The sequence below is a fragment of the Synechococcus sp. H60.3 genome, assembly GCF_047462295.1.
Classification (GTDB): domain Bacteria; phylum Cyanobacteriota; class Cyanobacteriia; order Thermostichales; family Thermostichaceae; genus Thermostichus.
In genome coordinates this window covers 1-16,305 of the sequence record NZ_JANSIY010000057.1, presented here as the reverse complement: position 1 = coordinate 16,305, position 16,305 = coordinate 1, and the positions used below count along the sequence as shown (strand labels likewise).

General features: G+C 61.0%; 14 protein-coding genes and 1 pseudogene. 5 read left to right on the top strand and 10 right to left on the bottom strand.

The genetic code is table 11. The features are described from left to right. From NW841_RS07670 to menA, 4 genes and pseudogenes are all read right to left on the bottom strand, one after another. Nucleotides 1–588: pseudogene (locus NW841_RS07670) on the bottom strand (hypothetical protein); the annotation flags it as partial. A gap of 80 nt (nt 589–668) precedes the next feature. Beyond that, nucleotides 669–1,847 carry an LptF/LptG family permease gene (locus NW841_RS07665; protein ID WP_414365308.1) on the bottom strand — a complete coding sequence of 393 codons (1,179 nt, stop codon included), beginning with the start codon at nt 1,845–1,847 and terminating at the stop codon, nt 669–671. A 73-nt stretch (nt 1,848–1,920) separates the two neighbouring features. Then, on the bottom strand, nt 1,921–3,786 hold the full coding sequence (locus tag NW841_RS07660) for an LptA/OstA family protein (protein ID WP_414386006.1): 1,866 nt from the start codon (nt 3,784–3,786) through the stop codon (nt 1,921–1,923). A 141-nt stretch (nt 3,787–3,927) separates the two neighbouring features. After that, complete coding sequence (gene menA / locus NW841_RS07655; protein WP_414365304.1) at nt 3,928–4,794, bottom strand: 2-carboxy-1,4-naphthoquinone phytyltransferase; 867 nt, start codon at nt 4,792–4,794, stop codon at nt 3,928–3,930. A gap of 464 nt (nt 4,795–5,258) precedes the next feature. On the opposite strand from menA, the gene NW841_RS07650 reads away from it, so the two are divergent. Next, complete coding sequence (locus tag NW841_RS07650) at nt 5,259–6,707, top strand: isochorismate synthase (RefSeq protein WP_414386005.1); 1,449 nt, start codon at nt 5,259–5,261, stop codon at nt 6,705–6,707. A 93-nt stretch (nt 6,708–6,800) separates the two neighbouring features. Continuing rightward, nucleotides 6,801–7,901, top strand: coding sequence for a threonine synthase (gene thrC, locus NW841_RS07645; RefSeq protein WP_414365301.1), 1,101 nt, complete (start codon nt 6,801–6,803; stop codon nt 7,899–7,901). Nucleotides 7,902–7,951: 50 nt separating this feature from the next. On the opposite strand, the gene NW841_RS07640 is transcribed toward thrC, so the two are convergent. Continuing rightward, nucleotides 7,952–8,389 carry a tetratricopeptide repeat protein gene (locus NW841_RS07640; protein ID WP_414377826.1) on the bottom strand — a complete coding sequence of 146 codons (438 nt, stop codon included), beginning with the start codon at nt 8,387–8,389 and terminating at the stop codon, nt 7,952–7,954. Between the two features lie 239 nt (nt 8,390–8,628). Here NW841_RS07640 and NW841_RS07635 point away from each other — a divergent pair, with 239 nt between their 5' ends. After that, nucleotides 8,629–9,258, top strand: coding sequence for a DUF4384 domain-containing protein (locus NW841_RS07635; RefSeq protein WP_414386004.1), 630 nt, complete (start codon nt 8,629–8,631; stop codon nt 9,256–9,258). Nucleotides 9,259–9,318: 60 nt separating this feature from the next. On the opposite strand, the gene NW841_RS07630 is transcribed toward NW841_RS07635, so the two are convergent. The 4 genes from NW841_RS07630 to NW841_RS07615 form a co-directional block, all read right to left on the bottom strand. Next, nucleotides 9,319–9,636: a TMEM14 family protein gene (locus NW841_RS07630; protein WP_414365296.1), complete on the bottom strand. Its 318-nt coding sequence runs from the start codon at nt 9,634–9,636 to the stop codon at nt 9,319–9,321. A gap of 28 nt (nt 9,637–9,664) precedes the next feature. Further along, complete coding sequence (locus NW841_RS07625; protein WP_071813530.1) at nt 9,665–9,871, bottom strand: hypothetical protein; 207 nt, start codon at nt 9,869–9,871, stop codon at nt 9,665–9,667. 337 nt (nt 9,872–10,208) lie between these two features. Continuing rightward, nucleotides 10,209–11,015, bottom strand: a complete 807-nt coding sequence (locus NW841_RS07620; RefSeq protein ID WP_414365294.1) for a hypothetical protein — start codon at nt 11,013–11,015, stop codon at nt 10,209–10,211. 84 nt (nt 11,016–11,099) lie between these two features. Beyond that, nucleotides 11,100–12,353 (bottom strand): aminotransferase class I/II-fold pyridoxal phosphate-dependent enzyme, encoded by a 1,254-nt coding sequence (locus tag NW841_RS07615; protein ID WP_414386003.1) that lies wholly within the window; start codon nt 12,351–12,353, stop codon nt 11,100–11,102. Between the two features lie 859 nt (nt 12,354–13,212). Between NW841_RS07615 and hpf the strand changes: the two genes are divergently transcribed. Together hpf and NW841_RS07605 are read left to right on the top strand one after the other, a co-directional pair. After that, nucleotides 13,213–13,788, top strand: coding sequence for a ribosome hibernation-promoting factor, HPF/YfiA family (gene hpf / locus NW841_RS07610; RefSeq protein WP_414365290.1), 576 nt, complete (start codon nt 13,213–13,215; stop codon nt 13,786–13,788). A 13-nt stretch (nt 13,789–13,801) separates the two neighbouring features. Beyond that, nucleotides 13,802–14,530, top strand: a complete 729-nt coding sequence (locus NW841_RS07605) for an urease accessory protein UreF (protein ID WP_414365289.1) — start codon at nt 13,802–13,804, stop codon at nt 14,528–14,530. Nucleotides 14,531–14,708: 178 nt separating this feature from the next. Here NW841_RS07605 and NW841_RS07600 read toward each other — a convergent pair whose 3' ends face one another. After that, nucleotides 14,709–16,028 carry a D-alanyl-D-alanine carboxypeptidase gene (locus NW841_RS07600; protein WP_414365287.1) on the bottom strand — a complete coding sequence of 440 codons (1,320 nt, stop codon included), beginning with the start codon at nt 16,026–16,028 and terminating at the stop codon, nt 14,709–14,711. Nucleotides 16,029–16,305 lie beyond the last annotated feature (277 nt).

Below are 16,305 nucleotides of genomic sequence, written 5' to 3'. Positions count from 1 at the left end.
CTCTGGCCCTTGAGGGGTAACCGGATAAGCAGTAGCTAAGCTCTCGCCAGTGGATCCTAGGCCGCGCCTAGTCTCGGTGGGACGCAGCCGGGGTTCTTCTTCCATCCGCAGGGCAGCAGCTTGGGAACGGGGGGAGCCGAGAGAGTCCAGAGTCGGAACAGTTGCAGGGGACGTCGCCGCTGAAGCGGGCCGGGAAGACGGCGTTGCCTGGGCCTGTTGTGCCTGCCGCCGGGCGTGGGCCGCTGCCCCCTCGGCCAAGAGCCGTTGCAGCCGCTGCCGGTTTAACTCTTCTGGCGTGAGGGCCTTTTCAGAAGGGGTGCTAGACGGCGGGGAGCCAAGATTAGAAACTGAGGCCGCAGAAGGTCCAGTTGCCGCCTTCAAGAGCACAGCGGGCGGAGAAGATTGAGCCTCGGCTAAGGTGATGGGATCCCCCAGCAGGCTGGCACCAGGGGGAGCAACCGATTCTGGGCTGGGAGCTCGGTGAGCCGGTTGTAACCGCTGGGCCGACGTTTGCGCTGCCCAAAAGCGCTGGTAGCCCTCCATCTTGGTGGGCAGGAGATCCGGCTGGGCAAAGACCGCCCTCTCCATTCCCACCCACAGGGAGCTGCCCCAGCAAAGGGCTAGCCACCTTGCCCAAGGGCTGAAGCCATGTGGGAAGTTGCCGAATCTCACCGTAAAAACCGCCACAGTAGAGAGAAGCCCACCCCGCCGAAAATCATATTCGGCAACCAGGCAGCCAGCCAGGGATCGATCTGCTCAACTCGACCCATCGCGCGTCCTAAGCTCATCAGTACATAGTAAATAAACACCAGGACAATCGCTAGCGCCACACTGCCGTAGCGGCCGGTCTGCCGCACCGTTTGTAGGCCTAGGGGCGCAGCCACCAAGATGGCAAAAAAGCTGGCCAAGGGAATGGCGAACTTGAGGTGGTACTCCGTCAGGCAGCGGGCTACATCGGCAGAAGGACGTTGCTCCGCTCGATATCGCTGGCATTGCTCCCACAGCTCTGCCGCCCGTTGCTCCTGGGGCACCTTTTCGGCGTACACCAGGCCCACCAACTTGCTGACGATGTTCAGCTCCATCTCCGCCACCTGGCCCTCGTAGTAGGTGCGCCCCCGCTCGTCGTAGCGACGGATCACCACGTCTTGCAGGTGCCACGCTTGGCCCACCTGACGTGCCGTTTCGGCAGAGATCACCTGCGGGTAGCGTAGGTGGCCGGTCTCGGCCTTGCGATCCAAAATCAGTAAGTCGCGCATCAAGCCGGTCTCCGGGTCAATGGATCCCACATGAAACCAAAGGTCGTCGTCCACCCGCACGATCTCTTCCGAGTCAAAGGGAAGGGCATCCTGAGCCAGGATGAGATTGGTGTTCAGGGTTTTCACTTTTTGGTTGGTTTGGGGCACGATCACTTCATTGGTCAACAGCGCCAGGCCGCTGATCAGTAGACCGATGCAGAGCACCGGAATCAGCACCTTGCGATAGGGGATCCCGGCGGCCCGCAGAGCCGTGATCTCGCTGTCGGCCCCCATCCTGCCCAGGGTGAGCAGGGTGGCAAAGAGGCCGGCAATGGGGAAGGTGACCACCAAAATGGCGGGCAAGTTGAGGAGGAGAATGTGCAAAATTGTGAGGGGAGGGGCGCCTTTTTTCACCAGCAAATCGGCGTAGATAAAAAGCTGGTTGCCCAGCATCATTACCGTGCCCCCTGCCACCCCCAAAAAGAAGGGGCGGATCATTTCTTTGAAGAGATAAAACTCCAAAAAAAAGCCCCCAAATTTTAGGGATCCCCACAAGCTCCCCCTACCAGCAGCGCCTTGGTGCCGTTTTCCTTTGGTCAATTGGGTGGGCATGTGCCTTTATTCCCTCAGACTGGCGTGCGACTTAGCCGGCCCCAGACGAGTGGCAGGCAAGGGTTGGATCCCGTCAGAGGGCGTCGGTGATGCGAAATTGAAACATCCCCTGCTGCTGCTCGTCCCCCTCGACGGTGTACTCATCCTGTTCCAAGTTCAGGGTGACCAGCCTGCCGCTGAGGCGGTTGGCGCCCCGACACATCTGATCCAGAGCATCGCGACCGGGCAGACCCTCACTGGTTTTGGGGGGAACGGGAGTGAGCTCGCCGCGATCGCAGAGGAGGACGGGAGCCTGGTCGGCGGTGATCCTGAAAATCTGCCCTTGGTCGGAGTAGTCGGCCCGATCTCCCTCAATAGCGCGGTTGGCCTGGACGATCACTACATTGCCGAGGAAGCGGGCATCGCCGCTGGCCTGGTCGATCTCCACCCGATCGGCATAGATCACCGTCGGTTGATCGACATCGGCCTGGGTCTGGGGGTTTTGCAGGCGCCGCGCCAGCCAGTCCCCCTCGATCTGCTCGATCACCACCTCCCCCCGCAGCTCCACCTTCTCAGGGGTGATGGTGGCCTGGTTGGCCTTGGCCTTGCGCCCCCGCTGGATAAACTCGACAGCATCGCTAAACTCCGAGGTGCCGGTACGGGAGTTGTAAACCAGGCGAGCGGCCCGCACTTCCGTTTCGGCTTGGCGCAGCTCCTCTGTCAGGGATCCGCCGCCAGGAGCTGGGGTAGAGGCGGCCATCTGCCGGTAGAGAACGTTTTCTTCGAAGAAGAAGATCTTGTCGCGGTGGTTGCCCTCCAGGCGGGCGGAGGTGAGCACCCGCCCCGGCTCGCGCAAGGTCACTCCCCCCGTCAGCAGGCTTTGGGATTCGCGGCGGCGGTAGGTGCCCTGAGCTGCCTGGATGGTGGTTTCCCCTTGTTGAATTTCCAGGTTGCCTTCCCCGCGGGCAACTTGCGTGTTGCGGTCGTAGGTGAGGCGGTCGGCAATGATGGTGACCTCCTGATCCGGTTGGTTGGGAGTCGCCTGTGGGCTAGCCTGGGCCAAGCGCAGATCGGCTAACAGGGGATCCCGGCTGGTGTCGCCGGCTACCTCCTGCAACACCACGCCGCCGGAGAGAATGCTCTGGGCCTGCTGGCGCAGGTAGGTGCCCTGAGGGGCGCGAATCTCGATGCCACGTTCGCGGATGCGCAGGTTGCCTCTCCCTTCGGCCACTTGATTGGCACGATCGTAGGTGATCTGGTCGGCGGTGATGGTGGTGGAGGCAGGATCCGCCGCCGCAGTGGCCACCCACCGGGCGGCGCTGGCCAGGTCGGCTCCTTGGGCAGAGCTGGAGGACTCCGTCTTGCTGGGGCGATCCGGAGGCAGCACAATTAGCTTGCCCTGCTGGGCACTGAGGAGGGCAAATTGGAAGTTAAACGAGCCGGAGCGGCCCTGCAGCACCATTTCCTGCCCCTTGAGGGTGAACTCCGCCGGCACCTCGATGCGCTCTTCAGGCGTGACTCTCAGAGCGCGGGTCAGAAGCAGGCTGCCATCCTCGCTTCTCACCTCCACCTCCTCATCCAGATAGAGGGCGTCGGCGGTGGCGTCGTAGCGGGCCCGCTTGGCCCACCAAGTCATCTGCTCGCTGCTGGCAAAAAAGGGATCCGGCACCTCTTCTTGGCGGTCGGCGCCACCTCCGTAGAAGTAGCCGTGCGCCCCCTGCTCAAACACCTGTTGCCCAGCTCTGAGCTCCACCTGTTCGGCGATGAGACGCCAACGCTGGTGGCCCCCTCGACGACCCACAATATCCACCCTGCGGCTGACGGAAAGGGGCTGATCCGGGGGAGGGGACTCCACCTTTACCTCTTCGATGTCGATGGACAAGGCCCAGGCAACCAGAGCGGCCAAGAGGCCGGTTCCCAAGAGCGCCACCCCCAGGTTGGAATTGAAAAATCGCCGCATCCTGTTCTCGCCGCTGCCTTACGTTGATTCCGAACCCATGAGCCCCAGCAGGGCCAACACCCAACCCGGCACACTAGGCTGTAGCTTATCGCAATTTGCGGGCCGCCTCGTCGGGATCCCGATCACCTCTAAGGTTCTGGTTTATCCCAGACGGCTGAGGATAAAGCCCAACCCCAGAAACAGCCCTAGCCAAAAGTGGAGGCCAACAGCGATGAACTTAGAATGGCTGATCCGCTGCGGCTGGTCGTGGTAGGCCCCCAGCAGGCGGGATAGCCGCACCGCAAAGGGGATCCCGGCAAAACCCAGCAACGTCCAAGCCGGAAAAGCCCCCAGCCCGACAAACAGCAGCAGCAGGCCAAAAATGCTGCCGCAGATCCAGGGGATGAGACGGGCGGAGCGGCGGGTGCCCAGCCGAGCCACTGGCGAGCGCTTGCCAGCAGCCAGATCGTCCTCCACCTGATGAAAATGGGAGCAAAACAAAATTAGGCTGGTGACCATCCCCACCACCAGCGAGGCCGCCAGGGCCGGCAGCGACCACGTTTGGCTTTGGCTGTAGTGGGCAGCCAGAACCGCCAGCGGCCCAAAGCTCAAAAAACAGAGGATCTCCCCCAGCCCTTGATAGCCCAGGCGCAGGGGCGGCCCCTGGTAGGCGTAGCCCAGCCCGCAGGCCAGCAGCACCAGCAGCAGCACCGTTGGATCCGCTTGCCGCCAGCTTAGCCAGAGGATCCCTGCCAACCCCAGGGCCAAAAAGGCATTGCCAGCCCAGAACACCTGCTCCGGCTTGCCGGTTAGGTTGACCAGTGAGTGGAGCTTGTTTTTGTCCACCCCTGTCTGGGCATCGAACACATCGTTGCTGATGTTGACCCAAGCCAAAAGACAGATGGCGGCCCCCAAAAACACCGCCAAAACCCCCACATCCATCACCCCTGCCTGGGCGTAGGCGATGGCAGATCCCACCCAGATGGGCATGATGGCCACACTGTACATAGGAGGCTTGAGGGCGGCCATCCACAACTGCCGCCGGGAGCGGCCCTCCCAAGTGCCCTTTTCTGCAAGCTGTACCTGGCTGGTCTCTGGATCCCTGCACGTTCTCTTTGACGGTTCCGGCTGTGCGAGCATGTTGGATCTAGCTCTCTCTGGGTTCTGTGTTGGCTCTGTATTTGTTAGGTTAGGGGGCTTCTGTCCCCATCCCCAAGGATGCTAAGAAACTTTGCAATCCGTAAAGAAACGCCTGGGATCCGGCGCTGGCGAGCCTGAGCCGCCGGCTGCTCTCCTAATCTCCTATCCTGAAACGCCTTTCTGCAGCTTCCCCTGCCGGCTGCGATGACGCTTGTCCTGTTTTCGGCCAAGGTGGGATCGTCCTCTTTTGCTTGCGCATGACTTCTTCTCTTTTCCCCTGGAAGGGTGCGTCCGGATGCCCGGAAGGGCCCAGAGACTGGCCGCCCATTCACACCTCTGCTGGGCCAGGAGAGGTGGAACACGCCTGGGATCCCCTGCTAGCGGCCTGCCAAGAGATGGCGCGGGCGCGAGGGATCCCCCAGATTCTCAGCCTATGGCAGCCCATCTCAGGGCTAGATCCGCTGGCAGTGCTGGCCCGGCAGTTGGGCTCGCTCCCCCCCAGCCACTCCCTCGGCTATTGCTACCTCTCCCACCCGACGCAAGGGGAACGGGTGCGGGTGCTGGGATGGGGATCCCTGCGGCAGCTCGACCTTTCGGGAAAGGGGAGATTTGAGGCGGCACGGGCCTTTGTGCAAGGGCTCCAGCCCCATGTTCATAGCGCTCCCGGCTGCACCCCAGAGTCCCCCCGCAGCCAGCAGGAGCGCCCTTTGTGCTTCTGCCGTTTTGGCTTTGCCCCCAACAGCGGCGGGGGGGCAGCGCTGGTCCTGCCGCGCTGGCAACTGTTGCAGGTGCAGGGGGAGTTGACGGTGGCGCGGCTCAACCTGGAAATTGGCCCTGAAAGCGACCCGGCGGCCTTGGCCGGCCAGATTGCCGCTTTTTTTGTCCGCATGCAGCGCCTTGCCGAGGCCCCCTTGCCTGCCTGGAATGCCTGGAAGCCCCAGCCGCCGCCGCAGGTGGCAGTGGCGGAAGAGGCCCTCTTGGCGCGAATTGAAAAAGCCCTGCAAGCAATTCAGGTGGGATCTCTGGAGAAAGCGGTGCTGGCGGAAGCGGTGGATCTGGTGTTGCCCTCCCCTCCGGCCATCCCCTCGCTGCTGGCCTATCTGGAGGCGCATCACCCCGATTGCAGCGTCTTCGCCTTTGCCTCAGAAAGTGAGGGGAATTTTCCTCCCCAGGTCTTCCTGGGAGCCAGCCCGGAGCGGCTGCTTTCGGTGTGGCAAGGCCGGGTGCAGATTGATGCGCTGGCCGGCTCCGTCGCCCGCGGCGCCAACGGCCACCAAGACCGGATGCTGGCCGAGCAATTGCTCCGGAGCGCCAAAGACCGGCGTGAACACCAGTGGGTAGTGCGCTCGATCCAGGAAGCTCTGGGCCGGCTGGGGATGAAGCCCCGCATCTCCCCTCAGCCTCGGCTGCGCCGTTTGGCCAACATCCAGCATCTGCAAACGGTAATCGAGGCGGAGCTCCCCGCTGATGTGCATCTATTTGACCTGTTGGCCCAGCTCCACCCCACTGCCGCTGTAGGAGGCTATCCGCAGCAGGCGGCGCTGCAGTGGCTGGAGCAGTGGGAGCCCTTTGACCGCTCGAGCTATGCCGCCCCTTTGGGCTGGGTGGACTTGCAGGGCAATGGCGAGTTGGTGGTTGGGATCCGCTCAGCCCTGATTGAAGGGAAGCGGGTCCGCCTGTATGCTGGCGCCGGCATCGTAGCCGACTCCAAGCCGGAGCAGGAAGTGGCCGAAATCCGCCTGAAGCTGCAGGCGCTGGTTCAGGCCCTGGCCTTGCAGCCACCAGACTCCCTCGGCTGGTAGTTGCAGCCGCCGTTGGGCAAAGCTGATAGAACAGTCTCCCAAACAGTTAAAGTTAGAGAGCTGGCCCTTTAACGGCCTCGACTTGTCCACAGCATGGTTACCCTCAATCCCCCCTCTTCCCCGCCTATGGCCGGATCCCGTCTCTGGCCCGGCATCATTGAGCACTACCGGGAGTGGCTCCCCGTCAGCCCTCGCACCCCCGTAGTGACGCTGCATGAAGGTAATACCCCTCTGATCCCCTCTCCCGCCCTGAGCCGACGGCTGGGGCGAGACTGCCAGGTATACCTAAAGCTGGAGGGTCTCAACCCCACCGGCAGCTTCAAGGATCGGGGCATGACCATGGCGGTGTCCAAAGCCAAGGAGGCGGGGGCGGAGGCCATCCTCTGTGCCAGCACCGGCAATACCTCAGCAGCAGCCGCTGCCTATGCGGCCAAAGGAGGCCTGCGGGCCTACGTGCTGATCCCTGATGGCTATGTGGCCAAGGGCAAGCTGGCCCAAACCCTGATGTACGGGGCGGAGATCATCGCCATTCAGGGCAACTTTGACCAGGCGCTGGCCATGGTGCGGCAACTGGCGGAAGTCTACCCTGTGGCCCTGGTCAATTCTGTCAACCGCTTTCGGCTAGAAGGACAGAAAACTGCCGCCTTTGAGGTGGTGGATGCTTTGGGAGATGCCCCCGACTGGCTCTGTATCCCGGTAGGCAATGCCGGCAACATCACCGCCTACTGGATGGGCTTTTGCCACTACTACCAGCAAGGCAAGGCCAGCCGCCGCCCGCATCTCTATGGCTTTGAGGCTGCCGGCGCTGCTCCTATCGTCCTCAATCGCGTGGTGGAACATCCAGAAACGGTGGCCACAGCCATCCGCATTGGCAACCCTGCCAGTTGGGTAAAGGCCAAGGCGGCTGTCCAGGTCAGCGGTGGCCGAGTGGACAGTGTAACTGACGAGGAGATCTTGGCCGCCTATCGTCTGCTGGCAAGAGAGGAAGGGATCTTCTGCGAGCCGGCCAGTGCCGCCTCGGTGGCTGGATTGCTGAAATGGCGGGATCAGGTGCCTGCCGGCGCCCGGGTGGTGTGCGTGCTCACCGGCAACGGCCTCAAGGATCCCGACACGGCCGCCCAGCAGGGATCCGCCCCCATCCACACGGGGGTTGCCCCCGATTTGGCTGCTGTAGCCCGCCTGATGGGCTTTTAGCGCCGCCGCCCTGGGTGCTGGGGGAGGGATGAGGTGCTGGCTCAGGGGGTTCACTCGTCACTGCGGCTAGAAGGCTGCGCGGGCGACTGATAGTTGCGGATGGCCCGCTTGACCAAAGTGAGAAAGGCGTAGGCCCGTTGATCGGTGGGATCCAAGCGCATCACGGTCTGAAAGGCCTCTTCCGCCTGCCGCAGGACGTCTAGATCGATCTGGCCATCCACCTCTGCTTCCAGTTGAGCCTTTTGCAAGAGCAGTGCCCCGCGGTTGTAGTGGGCTGCAACATGGCTGGGATCCGCCGCCACTACCGCCTCCAGTTCGGCCAGGGCTGGATCCAGATAGCCACTCATACCCAGCACCCAGGCCAGCTTATAGCGAGCTTCGGTGTGCGTGGGGTCCTCGGTAACTGCTCGGCGAAACGCCTGGATGGCCGCCGGAAAATCGCCCGCCTGAACCGCCGCGATGCCTTCTTGGTAACTGTCGTTGGCCATAGGCAAGGTTTGGGTCTGAGCCGAGGGATCCCTGATCTGCAGCTTAGCCCTTGCCAGATGGGATCTCCCGGTTTTCCCACCCTAATGGTGAGAAGCGGTTCAGCGCCTTTTCGCCGCTGGGCCTGCCATCTGCGGCAGGGGAAACTGCCTCAGCAGGGGATCTCAGATTGCGCAAAGCCTGCTCTGGCAAAACTCTGCCCTTTCCTAGGATGAACATAGCCGCTAATCAGGGGTGAACTATGAACGCCAAACTGCTCTTCCTGCCGCTGGCTTTGGGGCTGTCGATGGCTCCGGCCACCGTCGTTTTCCCGCAGACGCTGGGCCTCTACTCCCCGCTGCCAAGGCTACAACTGGCCGACACTCGCCTGGAAACCGGCACCCGCTCCATCCTCGTCAACCCAGTACCTTCCGACTTGCAGGTAAATCTGGAGCTGGATCGGCGTGGCTCTAACCCCATCTACCGGCCCGGCGAGCCGATTTCCATTACCTTGAGCACCAATCGCGACGCCTACGTCTACCTGTTCAGCATCCAAGCCGATGGCCGCACCCATTTGATTTTGCCCAACCGCTTCTCGGGTGGAAACGAGTTTCTGCGGGCCGGCGAAGTGCGCACCTTCCCGCCCCCCGGTGCCCGCTACCGCCTAACCATTGCTCCGCCCTTTGGCCAAGCCCAAGTATTGGCGGTGGCCTCCCTCCGTCCCCTCAACTTCCAGGAGATCGCCTCTTTTGAGCAGGGTGGATCCTTTGCCAATGTAAGGGTACGGGAATCCCAACTGGGCGATGCCATCGCTCGCGCCATTGTCGTCGAGGAGATCCCTGCCACCGAGTGGGTGACCACCACGCGCTTCTATCGAGTTGCACCGCGGTGACCCCAGACTTTCCATCCTTCCAGAGCCTGGAACCGACAGCTATGCAGGCTTGTCTCCGGCCTAGACCGAGCCGAAGCTGAGGCTTAGGAGAAGAACAGCCACCAAGCTCACCACTAGCATCAGACCAGCAGGCATAAACCTGCCGGTTTTGCGGTAGCGCAGGGCAAAGAGAAGGGATCCCAGCGCCGCCGTCCCCAAGCCCAGGCCCAGCCCCCAGCGGGAACCTGTTCCCAGTAGCCCATAGCTGACGCCACTGAGGGCGGCCCCCACCAGGCCGCCGATTAACGACTTGGAGCTTCTGCCTTTCATATAGCCGACGACTCCGCCTACCAAAAGCAGCGCTCCATAGACGAGCAAAGTAATCTGTGCAGCCATCATGGCTGGGAAAAACCCCTCCTAGCTCGGTCTAGTCCACAACAATTTCACGAATCAAGGGCAGGCGGATGCTGATGTAGCGGTTGAGAATCGAGGCATCGACGTTGCTGAGGGCATGTTTTTTTTGGCAGGCACTCAGAAGCAGATTCACCAAGTCATCGTCACGTTGATTGAGCCAATCTGGCCTGCCGATCTCGCTGACCAAAGACCAAAACTGGCGTACCATTTCAGGGGTCATGGCATCCATTGTGTAGGGTAAGGGCTGAACTGCGAAAGTGCAAAAGCAAGAGTGGTCTAGGCCATCAATCCCATTCTAGGGAAAACGCCTCGTCCGTGAAGGCAACATTTCAGCTCTGTCACAACTTAGGATAAGATGTCATGCTTTCCCATAAACCTCAGCAAACCCCAACCATCCTGGCTTCAGAAGGCTTTGAACCAGAAGCTTCCAGGGCTAATAACAATAAAGCAATAAAAATAATAACTCTTGCCCAATCTCGACATCGGCATCAAAAGGCTTATAAGCCGACTGGCCAAAACTTCTCAGGGAAGGTGCAGAAGCTTGGCAGGCCTGGACACTAGTGCAGGGCGTACTGCAACACATAGGCTCCTTCTTCTCCTGGTTTGTGGGTGTTGGCCCGGAGGGTGTAGGTACCGCTGCGAGGCAAAAAGGCGATCATTAGGGCATCGCTTCTGCTCCCTTGGTCATCATCCCAGGCAATCACGTCGCCACTGGGATCCAGCAGTTGCAAAAAGGCATCGAGATCGGAGCTGGTCATCAAGGCTATCAAGATCTGTCCGGCCCGGGCAGCAATGGGGTGTTCTTCCATCCAACTGCCGTCCTCAGGGTGCTGGGCGGATCCCTTCTGCAGACGGCCCGACACCGTTTGCTGCCAATCGACCTGGGCCAGCCGGTAGGCCAGCCGATAGGTGCCGGTGGATTCCGGCTCGAAGCTCGTGGCCCGCAAGGTGTAGGTGCCTTCCTGCAGCAGCCGCACCGCCAAGAGGGCGTTGACATCGGGGCCGGAGTCGTCGTCAAAGCCGATTACCCGCCCCTGGCCGTCCACCAGCTCCAGGTAGGGGTCAAAGTCTTCGCTCTCCAGGGTGGCGATCAGGATCTGGCCCGCCTTGGCGGCAACAGGGATCCCATCCCAGTAGCTGCCGTACTGGGGGCTGACCTTGTCCCCTGCTTCAAGAGTTCCTGTCAGGGTCTGGCTGCCTCTCCACAGGGAAGAGCGAGTCAAGGCGGATCCCACTTGTGTGCTCCTCTCTCCCACCAGGTTCAGTAGCCGACAGCCGCTGACCAACCTCAGAGCCACCCAAGCAAGGGCCAGACGGGATCCCCAGCGGCGGGAAAACCCAGAACTAAAACACAAGCTCGACATCCAATCAGTGAGGATCCCTCGAGGGGGAATGGAGACCATAAGTCCAATTTTACCGCTTGGGCAGAGTCGGACAGGGACGGCAATTTACAGAGCATCCCAGGCTTGCAAGACGGCCTCTAGAGCCAGCCGCCCGTGGCTGAGATGGGTTCCCCCCTGCAAATAGACGGTGTAGGGCTCCCGCATCGGCCCATCAGCGGAGAGCTCGGCACTGCTGCCGGCAACAAAAGTGCCCGCCGCCATCACTACCGGGTCGGCATAGCCGGGCATCACTTCTGGAACCGGCGTGAGGTAGGAATCCACAGGCGAGCTGCTTTGGATAGCGCGGCAAAAGGCCTGCAACTTCTGCGGGGATCCCAGTTGAATGGCCTGGATGATATCGGTGCGGGGCACCTGGGGCAGCGGGGAAACAGGATAGCCCAGATCGTGGAACACCTGGGCGGCCAGATGGGCGATCTTAACCGCTTCGGCCACCATCTGTGGGGCCAAAAACAACCCTTGAAATAGAAGCCGGTTGAGATCGAAGGTGGCTCCCCCTTCCAAGCCAATCCCCGGCGCCGTCAGCCGGCAGGCAGCCTGCTCCACCAGCTCGGCCCGCCCCGCCACGTAGCCCCCCGCCGGGGCCAGGGTACCCCCTGGATTTTTGATCAGGGATCCAGCGATCAAATCCGCACCCACGTGGGTGGGCTCTTGGGTTTCCACAAACTCACCGTAGCAATTGTCCACCAAGACCACCACCTCCGGGTTTTGTGCCTTAACAATCTGGATCATCTCGGCAATCTGGGCGATGGAAAAGCTGGGACGCCAGTCATAGCCACAGGAGCGCTGGATGTGAACCAGGCGGGTTTGCGGTTTGAGGGCCGTTTTCAGGGCCTGCCAATCGACGCCGCCTTCCCGCAGATCCAACTGACGGTAGGTGACGCCGAACTCCCGTAGGGATCCCCGGCCCGAGCCGCGCAGGCCGATCACCTCCTCCAGGGTGTCGTAGGGGGGGCCGGTGATGGCCAACAGCTCATCCCCCGGCCGCAGCACGCCAAACAGGGCACAGGCAATGGCATGGGTGCCGGACACCATTTGCAGCCGCACCAGTGCCGCCTCACAGCCCATGATCTGGGCAAACACCCGATCCAACACCTCTCGTCCCCGGTCGTCGTGCCCATAGCCCGACACGCCGGCGAAGTGATGGGATCCCACCTGCTGGTGGCGAAAGGCCTGCAACACCCGCGCCAGGTTCTCCCTAAGGACGTTATCTATCGCCTGAAACCGATCCTGCAGAGCTGCCTCTGCTCTGTCCAAAAGCTCCGTCACCTTCAAAGAGATCTCTCTGGCCACCGAGTCCATCCCCCTTTTCCTGAGCAAACTGGCTTTTCAGCTAGCAGGTCGGCCACCGCCCAAGAGGCCAAAAACAGCTTTTCAGACCTGCTCCTGGTAACGATGTTTCCGCGGGATCCCTATCTTGATAAAAACCTTAACTTCAGTCAACATCTCTTCATTCTCCCTTTCAGTCTCTGTCGGAGCTGGAAAAAGCCGCCCGACTCACCAGGTTGTATAATGGCTACAAGATCTACAAGGAGAAGAAAGAACAATAAAAAATAAGGGGATGCTTGCCCTAAGAGCAGAGGTTGGTTCAGCAACTGCTGATTTCCGCTGCTGCAGAGGATAAGTTGTGTCGATCAAGGCCGATCCTTCTTCTAAAGTTGAGGATGAAGTGGGCGGGCATTGATGGTTGGAAGGTTTCCTGAGAAATCCCACTTAAAAGCTACACCCTTAGCTTTCCTAATACTCAGAGTTGAATTCAAGTTTAGTAAAAGTATTTTCGGCAGAGCCTATCTGTGTAAGTTCTGCTGCTAAGTTTGCTCTCTTCGAACCATCTAGAGACCTTCTCCACTTGCATTTGGAGTTCCAAATTCAGGGAACTTCTCTTTGCCTGAGAAGTGGTGCTGGCCCCCAATCCCTTAAAAATGAAGACAGCCTAAATTTATTCTTAACCCCCGAACCGGATCCCTGGGGGAGATGTTAACTTAGACTTAACCCAAGAGGTTAGTGCCGCTACCAAAGCCAATCTTCATCTTCTGGCGTAGCCCTTCCCGCAAGTTGCCGGGCCGCGATCATGCCTGAGGTGGGGGCTGTTTTCTAGGGATCCTTTGCGAGGGTGAGGCGCTAACTTTAGGTGTAAACTGACACAACTGGGAGACTGCCCATGACTAAGCTTGTGATCCAAGGGAAAAACGTCGAGATTACCGACGCCATCCGCAGCTACGTTCAAGAAAAAATCGAGCGGGCTGTCAGCCATTTTGCCCAGATCACCAGTGAAGTGGATGTCAATCTATCGGTGGCCCGTAACCCCCGCATCAGTGCCAACCAATCTGCCGAAGTTACCGTCTACGCCAATGGCACCGTCATTCGGGCGGAGGAAAGCAGCGAGAACCTCTACGCCAGCATTGACCGTGTTGCCGACAAGCTGGCCCGCAAGCTGCGCAAATACAAAGAACGCAACGGCGTTCACCGCATCCGCCATTCTCCCAAAACCTCGGTGGCAGTGGCCCAGCAGCCCCTCACCGATCCGCTGAATACAGACCGGCAAGCAGAGCTGCCCCCCGAGGTGGTGCGCACCAAGTATTTCGCCATGCCTCCCATGACAGTTCAGGAGGCCCTACACCAGTTGGAGCTGGTGGATCATGATTTTTACGTGTTCCGCAACATCGAAAACGGCGAGATCAACGTCATCTATGTCCGCAAGCACGGCGGCTACGGCCTGATCCGCCCCCATCCCTAGAAGCAGTTGCCCCATGGCTGAGCAGATCGCCGCTCAAGCCGCTCCTGTAGGCTCTGGCAGCGCCTTCTACCTGCTGCTGCAGCTCACCGATTCTGCCCTGCCGATTGGCGCCTATTCCCACTCCTGGGGCTTGGAAGCGGCTGTGCAAGCGGAGCGGCTGCGGGATCGGGCGGAGGTACAGCGGTACTTGTTGGGGGTTCTGCACCTGAGCTTGGCTCCCTTTGAGGGGAGAGCCTGTGGCTTGGCCCACTGTCTGGCGCAAGGGGGATCCCTGGCGGGAATGGGCAAGCTACAGCAGCAACTGCAGGCATCCCGTTGGGCAGCAGAACCGCGCCAAGCCAGCCTGGATCTGGGGAAGCGCTTGGCACAACTGGCAGAGCGCACCTGGGGGATATCCGTTCCCAGGGCTGAGGGAGAGCTGCTCCACTATCCCCTAGCCTTTGGCTGGATCTGCGCCCAGGCCGGCATTGGGCTAGAGGATACCCTGCGAGCCTTCTTATTTGCCTCCCTCACGGGGTGGGTCTCAGCAGCGGTGCGCTTGGTGCCTCTGGGGCATAGCGAGGGGCAGCGCTTGCTGGCCCAGTTGTATGAGCCGATTGAGACCGTGGTGCAGCAGGAAATTCTGCCGGTTGTGAAGCGAGACCCGACCCTGGCTTGGCCAGCCCTGAGCAGCTTCGCCCCCCTCAACGAACGGGATTGCCAAGCTCACCAGCAGCTTTATTCCCGCCTTTTTCAATCCTGAAAGCTGCCCTCACCCACAGCCCTTCTCCCTCTAGGGGAGGGGAGCCGGGGATCGGGGTTACGAACAGAACGAACAGTTGGCTCGCTATTCGGATAGAGCTACAGGGTCAAGAGCCCCCTCCCCTGGGAAAAACCAGAGAGGGGCGTAGCTCAAAGGTTGAGATTGACGGAGGTAGGCCTCAGTGGCGGAGGGGCTCCCCAACGGCCAGTACCTCCTGCAGGAACCGATCCTGCTGCTGGCGCAAAATGGCTAGATCCGGGCCGTGGTTGAGCAGGATGAAGTGGGTACCATCGGGCAACTGCCCCACCATCATCAGCCGATCGGGGGCGGAGCCCACCTGGGCGGTCGTGCCGGAGGGCAGGGTGCGCAATCCCAGAGTGCTGTGGCCAATGCCTGCTCTAGGCAAGATCCGGGTCGGATCCCCGTCTGTGGCCTCCAGCAGATGTTCCCATAGATGGGCCAAGGCGCGGGGGGAGAGGTACAGCTCTTGCCCGCCTGGGCCAAGGCGAATTTCCGACTGGGCAGGGGCCAGTTTGGGATCCAGATGGGCAACCGGCTGAGCTACCAACCGCTGCTGCAGGTACTCCAGCAGGGCTGTTCTGCCTCCCAGCTCCGCTAACAGGGCTTCTACCATGGCCCGATCGTTGCTGCCGTTGAGGATTTGTAGCAGGGATCCCAGGCGCAGCGAGGTGTAGCTGGCCAGGCAATGGATCTCCTCGGTCAGCTCCCTTAATGTTGACCCGGAGCCGCCGATGGCCACAGGATAGGGCCCCTGGGGATCCTGGAGGAGCTCGGCAAGCCGGCGGGCGCTGGCCAGAGAGTCAGGCTGACCCAGCAAGCGGAAGGGGGGCACCACCTTTACCTCGCCGTCGATCTGGCGAATGCCGAGGTTGTGCAGGTGGCGGGCCAGCTCGGCCACATTGGCCTCCCGGAAATAGGGATCCCCACCGCCCACCACGACCAAGTCTCCCGTCAAGCGCTGGCCGGAGCGATGGCCGGTGGTGTAGAAGCGAGTTTGGAAGCGATACTCATAGCCCCACTTCTCCAGCGCCATCAGGCTGAGGGCCAGTTGCTCCAAAGCCCCCACCGGCAAAGGCCGATCCAGCAGGTGCTCCGCCAGCAGCTCGCCTTCGGCTGTCCAGAGCAGGATCCCCTGCTGGGAGAGGGCCCCGCCTTGGGCAGCCAACCCCTGCAAAAAGCCGGACAAAACCAAAGCGTAGAGGGAATCCTGCCACTGCGGCGATTGCTCCCGGGGCCACCAGGGGGGAAGGCCGGGCGTGCCACTGGGGGAAGGCAGCGGCGGCGGCGGGGTGGGGATGGGGGGGAAGGGGTTTTGCGCCGGTGCTGCAACCTCAGCCTGGACACCCTGAGTTGGAGAAGGGGGTTCGGCACTGCTGCGGTTGTTCCAGCAGGCCCCCAGGGCTAGAGAACAAGCCAACGGGATCCCTGCCCAGAGGAAACGGCGCTGGGAGCCCAACCCCTGTGGGATAGACAACATGCTGACCTCCCAAAAGACATTGGCAAAGAGAACGAGCTGGCAAGACTTGAAGCTACTCTAGTGCCATCTCAATCGCTCTGGCAAATTCTGCCCTTGCCCAATAGCCCTCTTTTGCCGGGGCAACCCCAGATGTCTCAGGCAAGTCGGTATTTTCCTCCTTCCTAGGAGTCCGGCAGATGAGGGGGATCCCTGTCGCGCCAAGCTTAACGTAAGGTGCGGAATTCCCCACCCGGGTGGGGATGGATAGCACCCTCTGACTGATTCTGGATGTATTGCT